The organism is Solwaraspora sp. WMMA2059 (assembly GCF_027497315.1).
Classification (GTDB): domain Bacteria; phylum Actinomycetota; class Actinomycetes; order Mycobacteriales; family Micromonosporaceae; genus Micromonospora_E.
Genome location: NZ_CP114908.1, coordinates 4,167,863 through 4,179,182, shown reverse-complemented (window position 1 = coordinate 4,179,182; position 11,320 = coordinate 4,167,863). Strand labels below are relative to the sequence as shown.

Below are 11,320 nucleotides of genomic sequence, written 5' to 3'. Positions count from 1 at the left end.
AGCGCTCGTCGCTACTGCTCGGCTGGATCCGGGAACAGCTCCTCAAGCATGAATTGAACCTTGGGGGCGATCGGTCGTCCTGGATACACGGACTCGACCAGGTCAAGTCCTTGCGCCGCTGTGGTGAATCCGCAAAGCCGATACAAGATGGCTATGTCATCAATGTCCTGTTCTCTTGCTGCCAGGAGTTTCATGGCGAGGAGATACTCGGGTGAGGCGACGTCGACGCGAAGAGAGTCGTTTTCGAACACCTGGCGTGCTTGGGGATCCGATCCAGGAGGCTTATTCAGCAGGGCCCAGCAACCCACAGTGGACCCCCCGATGAATGAGACGGCCCGCCCTCCCATAGGATGGAGTTTCCACACAACAACCAAAGAAAAGCGGACCGCCGAACATGTATCATACCACCGGCTTCACGACCGATCAGATCCGCGACCTCTGCGTGCTGGTCCGCACCGAATGCCGGAACCTGGGCACGGAACCATGGCCACCGATCCTCGGCCTCTACCGCGCCCTCGTGGTCACGTTGACCTACATGCGGCGCAACCGCGTCCAAGCGGAGATCGCCGAGGCGCACGGCGTCTCCCAGTCGACGATCTCACGGGCGGTCACCGCCATCACCCCGGTCCTCGACCGCGTGCTGGCGGGGTTCGTGCCGACCGCCGACGAGCTCGACCCGACCGCCCAGTACATCGTCGACGGCACTCTGTTCCCCTGCTGGTCATGGCGCACGGACCGCTGTCTGTACTCCGGCAAGCACAAGACCACGGGCATGAGCGTCCAGGTCGCCTGTACCCTCGACGGCGCGCTCGCCTGGGTCTCCGATCCCGTCACCGGCAACCACCACGACTCGTACGCGATCAACGACACCGGTGTTCTCGTCAGCCTGAATCCCGGAGACTGGATCGGCGACAAGGGCTACGTCGGCAACGGCATGATCACTCCGTACAAGAAGCCCAAGGGCGGCGAGCTCACAGAGTGGCAGAAGGAATACAACAGGCAGGTCAACAAGATCCGCTGGGTCGTCGAACAGGTCATCGCGAACCTGAAGACCTGGAGAATCCTGCACACCGACTACCGCAGACCGCTCGCGACCTTCACGGAAACGATCTCCTGTGTCATCGGGCTGCACTTCTACAGGATTGCCTGTGAATAGACCTCCAGGGAGGAACCCTTTGACGGCATCGTTGAGCCAGTCGTCCGGAAGATCGTTTCTGGCTGCCACGGCAGCGGCCGCCAGGTGCACTCCGGTTTTCGGGGCGAAGATGGCATCGATGTCCCGGGTTGCCCGGCGAGCGTCGTAGGCTAGGGCCATCGCCGCACCACCGACCAGGAAGATCTCAGCGCGGATGTCCTGGTTGCGCAGCTCTGTGGACCCTGGATATTCACGGGGTCGTGATCTTGTAACGGTTTCGTGAGGCCCGGAAACGCGGAAGTGCCTGCCAGGCAAGGGAAAATGGTGATTGCGACATCTACCAGGATCTCTAGCGAGGAGGCACTTCCGACGTGCGTGAGCTTACCGGATGGTCGAAGGACCTGCGTGTCACCGCCGACGGTGACGGGGTGGTGGCGATGGTCGGGGTGGCGGGCCTACGCATGCTCGCCGACCGCACCGGCCTGACGGCGGGCATCTCCACCGTGCTAGCCAGGCCGGGATTCGATCCGGTCCATGACCGGGGCCGGGTCCTGACTGACATCGCGTGTTCGATCGCCGCTGGCGGGACAGACGTGTACGACATCGAGGCGCTACGGGCCCAGGCCGCGTTGTTCGGGCCGGTGGCCTCGGACACCACCGCCCTGCGCGCGCTGGGTGAGATCAGCGACAGCGGTCTGCACCGCATCGACGCCGCGCGGGCGAAGTCGCGCGCGCATCTGTGGAGCCTGCTACCGGCCGGCGTGCCGGAGGCGACCTACGCCGGTGGCCTGAGCATGGGCGAGACGATCGTGCTGCGGGTGGACGGCACCATCACCGTGGCCCATTCCCGCAAGGAACACGCCGAGGCGACGTTCAAGAAGACGTTCGGGTTCCACAGCCTCGGCGTGTGGATCGACAACACCGGTGAACTGGCCGCCCTGATGCCCCGCCCCGGCAACGCCGGGGCGAACACCGCCGCCGATCTGATCGAGGTCCTGCGCCAGGCCATCGCGCAGATACCCGCCGACCGACGCGACGACCTGCTGATCACCTCCGACGGTGCCGGCGCCTCACACACGCTCATCGACTGGCTGCACAGCCTCGACCAGACCGGTGGGCGTCGAGTGGCGTACTCGATCGGGTTCGACGTCGACGAACACGTCCGGGCGGCATGCAACCGCCGACCCGACGACTGGTGGGTCCCGTGCCTGTCCAACACCACCGGCGAGGTCATCGACGGCCTTCAGGTCACCGAGATCACCGACCTGCTCCGCGAGCGGCTGACCGGCCTGAAGTGGCCGAAGACGATGCGGGTCATCGTGCGCCGGCGCAAGCTGTTCGACCACGAACAGGCCACCCTGTTCGACACCTGCGGCTACCGGTACTCGGCGTTCGTCACCAACACCGGCGCCCACGGCCCGGACGGCCTGTCCGTGCAACGCGCCGACGCCCGTCACCGCGTACACGCCCGCGTCGAAGACGACGTACGCACCACCAAGGACACCGGCCTCGGGCATCTGCCGTCCAAACAATGGCAGGTCAACAAGGCCTGGTGCGCCGCCGTCACCATCGCCGTGGACCTCACCGCGTGGATGCGCCTCTACGCGCTGACCGGCGCCCTGGCCAAGGCCGAGCCCAAGACACTGCGTTACCGGATCTTCCAGACCCCCGCACGCCTGGTCCGCGCCCGCCGCTACCGGTGGCTACGCCTACCCCACACCTGGCCCTGGGCCACCGACCTGGCCACCGCCATCGAGATCATCCGCCGGATGCCCATGCCCGCCACCTGACCACCCACACCACCGCCCCGACGACCAGGAGGAACCCCAGGAGACCACGCCACCGGCGCGACAGCCGGCCCACAACCACACCCAACGGAGCCGATACATCCACCGCCAACGATGCAGACTCGCTGGTCATCGAACGGCGTCAGACCCACGAAGAATCAGGGTGGATAGCTCGTTGAACAGATGAAGAATCTGGCTGCGATCGAGAAGACTCATACTCGCGTTAGCGCCGATTCTGTGATGAACACACCGCGCTTGCGGAATGCCAGTGGTGACTCGACGATTGCGGTGGCATGCCAGGACTTGAGTCCCGATACGAACCACCATGGCTTTGCATACCGATTCTGGTCGAAGGCCCAGGTCGGTGGCCGCCAGCCATCCCGGCGGGCGAGATGTTCGGCCAATCCAGCGAGTGCGGCGTCCACCCGAACGTCGCCGGTTTCGGATGGTGCCGTTGCGAACAGCTCCGCTCCAGCGGGAACACCATCCGTGGTCAGTGCTCGTTCGTAGTCGTCGAGGAGCTGAAGGAGACAGCGGAAGGCGTGCTGAAGACCTCCGCCGCCTGCCAGCTCGGCGGCGGCGTTGCGGGCGGCGTCTGCTGCGGTCCAGAGCGTCACACTCAGAGCTTACGACGCCGCGCTGCGCGTGGCCCCCGGCGCGGGAACTTGGCCGAGCGTTTGACGTATCGAAGGTAGCGGACTGGCAAGCCGACCGGCCGGAACGCGGCGGATCCCGGATGCCGCATCCCGGCCGCCGGTGAGCGTCAGCCGCGTGCGAGCCAGCGGGTCACGTCGTCGGTCAGAATCACCTCGTACGGCAGAGCCCGCAGGTCGTCGGCGAGCACGTCCAGGCCACGGGAGCGTGCGAGGTCAGCCAGCCACGACCAGGGATGCTCCTCGGCGGTCTGGTCGTCATCGGGGAGCACGACGGTCAACACGGACCGGGTGACGCTCTCCCGGGCCTCTTCCATGGCCTCGGTGGCCGGGTCGGCACCGGGACGGGCGTCGCCCGCCGACCGGCGGCCGAGTGTGAAGCCACGGTCCTGGTGCAGCAGCACCCGCCGACCGTCGTCCAGCAGGACGAACTCGCCGACGGAGAAGCTCTGCGTGTCGGCCGAGTCGGCCTGCTGGGGCCGGAGATCGCAGATGGCCCCGACGCCGACGACACGGCCGGGCCCGACCGGCGGCAGGTCTACGTGGTCGTCGACGGCCCCCGGGTACGCCTGCCAACCGCGTTCCGCTCTGCTCACTTGTCGTGCCTCCTGACCCTGTCGGATCGCCTCCGTCGTTCGAGGGCGAGGCCGCGCCCGCTTCGGTCGCCGTGGCTGCTACTGGTACCCCGGCAGCTTTTCACGCGACCGGACTAACGAGAAAGCAAGACCGTTGAGGTCAAGTAGGAAGGGAACTTCCACGAAAGGATGACAAGTGTGAGTTGTCCACAGCCCGTTGAATTGATCTTTCCGATCTGCGTTACTTATGTGCACCGTGGACACGGGCCGCGACGGGAGGGCGTCCAGTTGACCGGACGGCGGGACAGCTTCATCAGGAGGCGCAGGGCGGCCGGCTTCAGCCAGGAAGGGCTGGCCGAACGTCTGCAGGTCGACCGGACCACGGTCGCCCGGTGGGAGCGGGGTAAGGCCGAGCCACAACCGTATACCCGAGCGCGGCTCGCGGAAGCGCTCGGCACCTCGGTCGATCAACTCGATGCCCTGCTCGCCGGGAAGCCGGAAAATCGATCTCTGGACATCGACGATCGGGGCGGTACACGTTACATCGTGGGACGACGATGGAGGTGATCTTACGGACCGGCGTGCGTTCACGATCAATGCCGCTCTGGCGGGCCTGGGCATCGCCAGCCCGCTGCGGGACTGGGTCACCGCGCCCGATGTGCCGCAGCACCTGAGCATGGAGCACCTGCAGCAGGTGTCAACCACCATCACGAGCCTTGAGCGGGCCGACGCGGCGGCCGGCGGCGGCAGCCTCTGCGACGTCGCCATCGCCATGTACCGCCGGCTGACCCGCTGGGATCGGGAGGCAACCTATCCCCGGCAGGTCGGCGACGCGCTGCAGAGCAACCTCGGCGACCTGGAAGCCTGGATCGGCTGGCTCGCGCTGGACGCGGAGCGGCGTGTCGAGTCGCGCCGCTACCTGCAGGAGGCGATCGTCCGCGCCCGACTGCGCGACGATCCGCACCTTGAGGTGCACGCCATGGTGGTCATGGCGATGCTGGTCAGGGAGGTGCGGCCGGTTGAGTCTCTGCAGATCGCCGAGGCTGCCCGACGCATCTCCGGCCCGTGGGCGACCCCTCGGCTGACCAGCCTGCTGCATCTGCGGACCACCCACGCGTCCGCGTTGATGGGCGACGCCGTCGAGTCCAGCCGAGCCCTGGCCAGGGCGAAGACCGCGTACGACCGTGGCCCCAGCGACGACGACCCGCTCTACACCAGGTTTGTCAACGACACCGAGGTCAACGCGGTGGAGGCGTTGTCGCAGCTGGCGCTCGGTCGTCCCGAGCGGGCGGTTCCCTGCCTGCAGGCCAGCCTGGCGCACCACGACCCCGTCTATCGGCGGAACCAGATCCTCGGCAAGGTCAGCCTGGCGATCGCGCTGCACCAGCAGGGCGACTCCACCGCAGCGGGCACTGTCGGGCTGGACGCGCTGCCCGACATCGCCGAGCTGAAGTCCGGGCGTGGCCGTAGGCGGCTCGCCGGACTGCGGGCCGACCTCGGGCAGGTGGCCGACCGGGTGCCAGCGGCACGGGACTTCGTCGAGGCGTACGACGTGGCGAAGATGGCGGCCTGACGAGTCTGCCGGTGCCGGTGCCGGTGCCGGTGCCCGTGCCGGGCCAGGCTCTGGCCGCCGGCGTCGGCTTGGCTGAGGCTGGGAGACTGGGCGGTATGTCGACTGTGATCGTGCCCGCCGGGTTGAGCATGGGTCCGCGCTACCGGTACGTGCGTCCGCCGGACCCGACGCCGGAGTGCTACGAGGTGCACCTCGGCGACGACCTGGTCGAGCTGACCGAGACCGAGGCGGCGGTGTGGGCGGCGGCGTTCCTCTACCCGGACCGGCACGCCAAGCTGTCGGTCAACCGGGAGTCGCTGGTGCGGATGCTGGAGACCGCACCGAAGCCGGAGCCACAGGCCGCCCGGTACGTCGACGATCTGATCGCCCGGGGTCTGCTGGTGGAGTTTGACCCGGACGGCGATCTGCGGCCGGTGTTCAGCCGGCACAAGCTGCTTCCGTTGGCCCAGGGCCTCGGCTCCACCCCGGACGCCCCCCACCAGCACCGCATCGGCATCGGCGACCAACCCCTCGTCGCCGTGTCGAGCGATGTGTATGCCCAGTGGTCGTTCTCGTTCCTGCATCCCGATCTGTGGACCGCGTGCGCCTTCTACGCCGATGACTCGGAGCACGTCGCTGCTGGCGGGGAGCCACTCAACCTGACAGCCGAGTCCTTGGCGCGTGAGGTGGCGGAAGTGCTGCCCTTGATGATCTCGGCGGCCTGCGCCGCGTTGGATCCGATCGTGGCGTCATGAGGTACCGCCGGCAGGCACAGCAGCGCTCGACACCGGACCGCTCGTTTGCGTCGCGTTTCAAGCATGAGGTGGCCAAGGAGGGCAGCGGGACGCTGGTCCAGCAACTCGGTGCCGGGCTGGGCGCACTGATCGGGCTTGCCGCCACCCGATGGGGGTTGCCGCCCGCGCCGGTCGCCATCGCTGGTGCCTTCATCAACACGGTGTTGGACCGGCGACGTGAGGCTCGGGCGGGCGACGGCACGACCTCGGGCGGCTCCGGCGCTGGTGGTGGCGGTGCGAGACCGTTGAGCAGCGTCCGCCGCCGCTACCCCGGCCATCGGAGCCGGGGCGGTGGCGACCGTACGATCACCATCGGCGGCCCGGCCAGCCGGGGCGGCAGTGGTGGGGGCGGCGGGAGCACCGGCTCATACCTGCAGCAACTGCGTCGCCTGCTCGACGAGATCGAGACGCAGCAGGCGAAGCTGGCAAACGTCGCCAATGCCATGCGGGCAAGCCAGCTCGGCGTGGCACAACTGCTCGCCGGTGGCCGACAGGACCGTACGCAGGAGATCTACACCTGGTCGGAGCTGTCCCGCGCCAACGTCGAGGAAGCTGCGATCCTGACTCACCAAGCAGTCAAGAGCCTGAGGGCGTACCTGTCGAATCTGTAGCCTGGTCAGCGTTGACCGACATTGATTCCTTTGTGTGTGCTATCAAGGTCAGCGTGATCACCTGTTCCTTGCATAGCCGGCCGAGGGTTGGTTGAGCTGGGAGTTCGGTAGGCGGCGCGCAATTGTCGGCAGCATCGCGTGCATCTACATGAACGCTGCGTCATCTTGTTGGGTCGGGGATGCAGGCCGAGTCTGATGCCACAGGTGCATCAAGATGCATCTGTGGCATCACCTCACCGGGAGCGATGGGGTGCCGGAGACCCGGCAGGACGCGTGGGATGTTCAGCGGGCAGTTGGTGCTGGCGCACTCATCTGGTCGCGGCGAAGTTGCAGCGCCGGGTGGCGTGACGGGGCGAAATCCATCGACTGGTATAGGTTTCCGCTGCCCGCCGTGGCGTTCAGGTCGACGACGCTGACCGTGGTGTCGGTGGCGAACCAGTCCAGCAGTGCCTGCACGCAATCACGGGCGTAGCCGCGGCCACGGTGGTCCGGCTCGGTGCACACGTTGAACAGGTGCCCGCGCAGCCCGCCCGGGTTGCCGGGGGAGGGGGCGTGCCGGTCGCACTGGCCGACGGCGTTGCTGACGATGCCGTGCTGTGGGTCGTCGACCACGAACGCCGCGAACATTTCAGGGTCGCCGAGTGACCGGTTGAACCAGTCTAGGGCTGCCGACCGCCATTCGGCCGTCTCGTCGCCGACCGGTGCGCCCATGTCCTGCAGCATGACCGCTCGGAGCCGCACCAGGGCGGGAGCGTCGGCCTTCGTTGCTCGGCGCACCTGCGGTTGCGCTGGATGATGCATACGTGCAGCCTATCTGCGGCCGGCGCCGGATGATCCGCCTGCTGACACCCAAGATCATGTGAGCGCTATGGACGTCTCGTCGACGTTGAGACGTCCATAGCGCTCACATGATCTTGAGCTACACCGGCTGCGAGCCGGCAACGAGCACGCCCACCCCGGGTACGCCCCGGACTGTGCCCTCTGCCTGCAGGGCGAGGATGGCCTGGCGGACGACCGACGTCGCGACCCGGTGCTGTTCCCGCAACTGGTCGGTGGGCGGCAGCCGATCGCCGGGACGCAGTTGCCCGGACTCGACCTGCGCCCGGATGTCGCCCGCGACCCGCTCCCACTGCCGCGCTACGGTCATCGGCGCTCCTGACGACAGCCGGCAGCGGGTACGCCAGCGCTACGAGCCGGCGGCGTCGTCGCGGTCGGCGACGAACACCCCAAGCCCGTGTACGCCCTGCACGATGCCCTGCGTCTGCAAGACGAGCACGGCTTGGCGAACCACCGTCGCCGACACGTTGTACTGATTACGCAGCTGCGCGGTCGATGGCAGTCGATCGCCGGGACCGAGCTCGCCGGATTCGATCTGCGAGCGGATGTGGTCGGCGATCTGCTGCCACTTGGGCTTTACGGGCATATGGGCTCCCAGGTCTGCCCTGCCATTTGATCACAGCCCAGCTATGCACGACAAGACACGACTTGTGGGGTTGCTTTACTCTGCATGACGTGTAAAGCTCTGTCTGACCGGTTCCCAGGTCTGCAAACCCGGAGCTGGTTTCCCGCAAGGAGCCTGGTCAGCCGGCCGCCCCGCCGGCTGACCAGGTGCGCCCTCTCCACACCTGAACGGAGGCACCGACCGGTGACATCCGACCCCCGACCCGCCCCGATCCCGACCCCGACCCCGACCGCCACCGTCAACCAGAGGCCAGCGAACTACTACACGGCGTACGCCCGCGACCGGGTCGTCGCGGCGCAACGGGCCGTCGACACGCACACCACATCGGCGTACAACGGGTGTTGTCTGGGCTGCGGACGGCCCGGCCCCTGCGCCGACCTGGCCGCCGCCGAAGCGACCCTGGCCCGCTACCACCGACTGCCGTTCCGCCGGCCCGGTGCGACCCTGCTCGACCAGACCCTGCTCGACCCGGCCCGGACCACCGACGCCGACCGGGCGCGGTTCACCTGGTGGCGGAGGTCGGCATGACCGACATGCAAGCTGAAGTCAGCGCGGCCGACGGGCAGGCGTTGCAGGTGGCCGCCGACATGATCGACGTGCTGCGGACCGTCGCCCTGGCGATGGAGACCGCCGTCACCCACGCCGACGAGCAACTGGCCGGCGTACGGCACCCGGACGCCGGGCTGCCCACCGACCGTTATCAGAGTGCGCTGCACGAGGCGTGGGACGCGTACGGTGATGTTCTCGACGCCGTCAGCGCCGGACGCCCGCAGCTGCCGGGTGGCCGACCGGTCGCGGTCGCATCCATTCTGTACGGCCTGCAGACCGCCCGCCAGCACGCCGCGCACGCCGCCGCCCAGCTGCCCGACCTGCGGCACCGGCTGGCGTACGCCACGGACCGGCTGCACCGCAGCGAACACCCGCACGCCCAGGCCACCGCCGATCGGCTGGCCGTCGCGCTGAGCCGGCTGCGTGACGTCGAGATCAGTCTGAGCGTCGGCACCGGCGCGGTGGACCGCTACATTGACGCCCTCGACGCCGGCGTCGATCCGCCGGCCGCGCGGACCGCCCGGCTGGCCGCGGCGCAGCCGATCGCCAGCCCCAACGGTGACGCCGTCGCCATCGGCACCCGGATGGCGTCGACGGTGGTCGCCGCCAACCGCCGGCACCTGCGGTTCCGGACCCGCTGGCAGGTGTTCCGTCGGACATTGTGGAACAACATGAAGCGGGAGTTGCGACCATGACGACCAGTCGATCTGCCCCGACCAGTCAGTCGGCCCCGACCAACCAGCCGGTGGCGGCGCTCAGCTATCTGATGGCCGGGCAGGTGCACGCCCACGATCGCCGGACGGAGCGGTTCACCGAAGCCGACCGCCAACACTATCTTGACCTGCTCAGCGCGTTGTTCGTGCTCTGCGCCGACCGGCGGTTCCGCCGCGACGACCACGGTGCGGTGATCCGGTTCGTGGCCAGCGTCCGGGAACGGTTCGACCCCGACCGCACCCTGGTCGACCCGGTCATCGCGGAGAACCTGCTACTGGCCGCGCTCGGCGGGCACGAGACACTGCCGGCCACCGCCGAGAACATCACCGTGCAGACGCTGCTGACCGTCGCCCTGGTCAGCGACGAGCAGCCCAGCCCGGCCGGCTACGCCGCGCTGCTGCGCGAGGTTGACGCCATGGTCACCCCCGCCTCTCCTGTCGGCTAGGCATCCACCTCGAACGCCGATCCCTGTTGGACAACTCCGGATTACGCTGGTGCCTTTGGCGACCGGAGGGGACTCGATGATGACCGGGAACAGCCCGCCACACACGCTGCTGCTGAGGACCGCCGATCAGTCCGTTCTGGATCCCGCGCGGCTGCTCGACGTCTTCGCCGCCCAACGGCGGCAGCTCTGCGACGACCTGCGGAGTCTGAGCCCTGAGCAGTGGTCCGCGCCGACCCGCTGTCCCGGCTGGTCGGTGCAGGACACCGTCCGGCACCTGGGCGACGTCACTGTTGCGATTGCTCCCGATCCGGGCGACCGGATGTTCGACGTGACAGCCGGGTTCGACCCCCGGACCACTCCCCGCCATTGGCTGGCGGCATCGACCGGCGAGTCGCCGGCCGACACCCTCGACCGGCTCGTCGCGACGACGGAGAAGTCGCTCGCCGTGGCCCGGGACCGGCTGGCCCGCGACGACCGGTTCGACGTCGTCCTGCCGTACGGGCCGATGGACTGGACGGTGCAGGCGCTGCACGTGCTGTGGGACTCGTGGCTGCACGAACGCGACATCTTCCTGCCGCTCGGCGTCGACCGCCCGACCGACGCCGAGGCGACCAGCTACGCGACCGCGTACGGGCTGCTCATCGCGGCGGCGGTGGCGCAGAAGTTCGGTGCCCGGGCACATCAGCGTCTTGAACTCGGTGGCGACGGCGGCGGCGTCTTCGAAGTGGTCGCCGACGAAACGGTGACGCTGACCGCGGCGCCTGCCGCGACTCGGGTGGAGTCGGCCGCTCCGCCGGCCGCCGAGGTAACCGACGCGCTGGCCGGCCGCGGCTCGGCCACGGTGCTCGACGGCGTGCCCGACGGGTCGCGTACCGCACTGACTGTCCTCGCCACCTTTTTCACGACCCCGGCCGAGTAGGCCATGGTTTGACGTAGCACGGCATCGGTCGGGTGACGATCCGGCTGCAGGGCTATGGACTCCTCAGCGTACCTCTTTCACTTATTGGGCGGTTTTGCACTCTTGGTGAGGTAATCCGGCAAAC

The 11,320-nt window shown here is 68.1% G+C and carries 16 protein-coding genes; 10 read left to right on the top strand and 6 right to left on the bottom strand.

Annotation, left to right across the window (positions count from 1 at the left end):
- Positions 1 to 11: 11 nt before the first annotated feature.
- Positions 12 to 251, bottom strand: coding sequence for a hypothetical protein (locus O7553_RS19085; RefSeq protein WP_281551070.1), 240 nt, complete (start codon positions 249 to 251; stop codon positions 12 to 14).
- A 191-nt stretch (positions 252 to 442) separates the two neighbouring features.
- Here O7553_RS19085 and O7553_RS19080 point away from each other — a divergent pair, with 191 nt between their 5' ends.
- Positions 443 to 1,156 (top strand): transposase family protein, encoded by a 714-nt coding sequence (locus O7553_RS19080; RefSeq protein WP_281551069.1) that lies wholly within the window; start codon positions 443 to 445, stop codon positions 1,154 to 1,156.
- A 350-nt stretch (positions 1,157 to 1,506) separates the two neighbouring features.
- A complete protein-coding gene (locus O7553_RS19075) occupies positions 1,507 to 2,925 on the top strand; it encodes an IS1380 family transposase (protein ID WP_281551068.1) in 1,419 nt (472 codons plus the stop codon).
- A gap of 209 nt (positions 2,926 to 3,134) precedes the next feature.
- Here O7553_RS19075 and O7553_RS19070 read toward each other — a convergent pair whose 3' ends face one another.
- Positions 3,135 to 3,539, bottom strand: a complete 405-nt coding sequence (locus tag O7553_RS19070; protein ID WP_281551067.1) for a hypothetical protein — start codon at positions 3,537 to 3,539, stop codon at positions 3,135 to 3,137.
- Positions 3,540 to 3,685: 146 nt separating this feature from the next.
- A complete protein-coding gene (locus tag O7553_RS19065) occupies positions 3,686 to 4,171 on the bottom strand; it encodes a hypothetical protein (RefSeq protein ID WP_281551066.1) in 486 nt (161 codons plus the stop codon).
- Positions 4,172 to 4,438: 267 nt separating this feature from the next.
- Here O7553_RS19065 and O7553_RS19060 point away from each other — a divergent pair, with 267 nt between their 5' ends.
- The 4 genes from O7553_RS19060 to O7553_RS19045 all read left to right on the top strand — a co-directional run bounded on the left by O7553_RS19060 (position 4,439) and on the right by O7553_RS19045 (position 7,107).
- Entirely contained in the window at positions 4,439 to 4,717 is a 279-nt protein-coding gene (locus O7553_RS19060) for a helix-turn-helix transcriptional regulator (RefSeq protein ID WP_281551065.1), read from the top strand.
- Between the two features lie 109 nt (positions 4,718 to 4,826).
- Entirely contained in the window at positions 4,827 to 5,723 is an 897-nt protein-coding gene (locus O7553_RS19055) for a hypothetical protein (RefSeq protein WP_281551064.1), read from the top strand.
- Positions 5,724 to 5,818: 95 nt separating this feature from the next.
- Positions 5,819 to 6,457, top strand: a complete 639-nt coding sequence (locus O7553_RS19050; protein WP_281551063.1) for a hypothetical protein — start codon at positions 5,819 to 5,821, stop codon at positions 6,455 to 6,457.
- Entirely contained in the window at positions 6,454 to 7,107 is a 654-nt protein-coding gene (locus O7553_RS19045; RefSeq protein WP_281551062.1) for a hypothetical protein, read from the top strand. The genes O7553_RS19050 and O7553_RS19045 overlap by 4 nt, the downstream gene beginning before the upstream one ends.
- Before the next feature lie 282 nt (positions 7,108 to 7,389).
- On the opposite strand, the gene O7553_RS19040 is transcribed toward O7553_RS19045, so the two are convergent.
- The 3 genes from O7553_RS19040 to O7553_RS19030 form a co-directional block, all read right to left on the bottom strand.
- Positions 7,390 to 7,908, bottom strand: a complete 519-nt coding sequence (locus O7553_RS19040; protein WP_281551061.1) for a GNAT family N-acetyltransferase — start codon at positions 7,906 to 7,908, stop codon at positions 7,390 to 7,392.
- A gap of 118 nt (positions 7,909 to 8,026) precedes the next feature.
- Entirely contained in the window at positions 8,027 to 8,254 is a 228-nt protein-coding gene (locus O7553_RS19035; RefSeq protein WP_281551060.1) for a winged helix-turn-helix domain-containing protein, read from the bottom strand.
- Positions 8,255 to 8,293: 39 nt separating this feature from the next.
- Positions 8,294 to 8,530 carry a winged helix-turn-helix domain-containing protein gene (locus tag O7553_RS19030; protein ID WP_281551059.1) on the bottom strand — a complete coding sequence of 79 codons (237 nt, stop codon included), beginning with the start codon at positions 8,528 to 8,530 and terminating at the stop codon, positions 8,294 to 8,296.
- A 222-nt stretch (positions 8,531 to 8,752) separates the two neighbouring features.
- Between O7553_RS19030 and O7553_RS19025 the strand changes: the two genes are divergently transcribed.
- The 4 genes from O7553_RS19025 to O7553_RS19010 all read left to right on the top strand — a co-directional run bounded on the left by O7553_RS19025 (position 8,753) and on the right by O7553_RS19010 (position 11,196).
- Complete coding sequence (locus O7553_RS19025; protein ID WP_281551058.1) at positions 8,753 to 9,097, top strand: hypothetical protein; 345 nt, start codon at positions 8,753 to 8,755, stop codon at positions 9,095 to 9,097.
- The gene (locus tag O7553_RS19020; protein ID WP_281551057.1) at positions 9,094 to 9,813 is read left to right on the top strand and encodes a hypothetical protein; all 720 of its coding nucleotides are present in this window, start codon (positions 9,094 to 9,096) and stop codon (positions 9,811 to 9,813) included. The genes O7553_RS19025 and O7553_RS19020 overlap by 4 nt, the downstream gene beginning before the upstream one ends.
- Complete coding sequence (locus O7553_RS19015; protein ID WP_281551056.1) at positions 9,810 to 10,277, top strand: hypothetical protein; 468 nt, start codon at positions 9,810 to 9,812, stop codon at positions 10,275 to 10,277. Before O7553_RS19020 ends, O7553_RS19015 begins: the two co-directional genes overlap by 4 nt.
- Before the next feature lie 76 nt (positions 10,278 to 10,353).
- A complete protein-coding gene (locus O7553_RS19010; protein ID WP_281551055.1) occupies positions 10,354 to 11,196 on the top strand; it encodes a maleylpyruvate isomerase family mycothiol-dependent enzyme in 843 nt (280 codons plus the stop codon).
- The last annotated feature ends 124 nt before the right edge of the window (positions 11,197 to 11,320 follow it).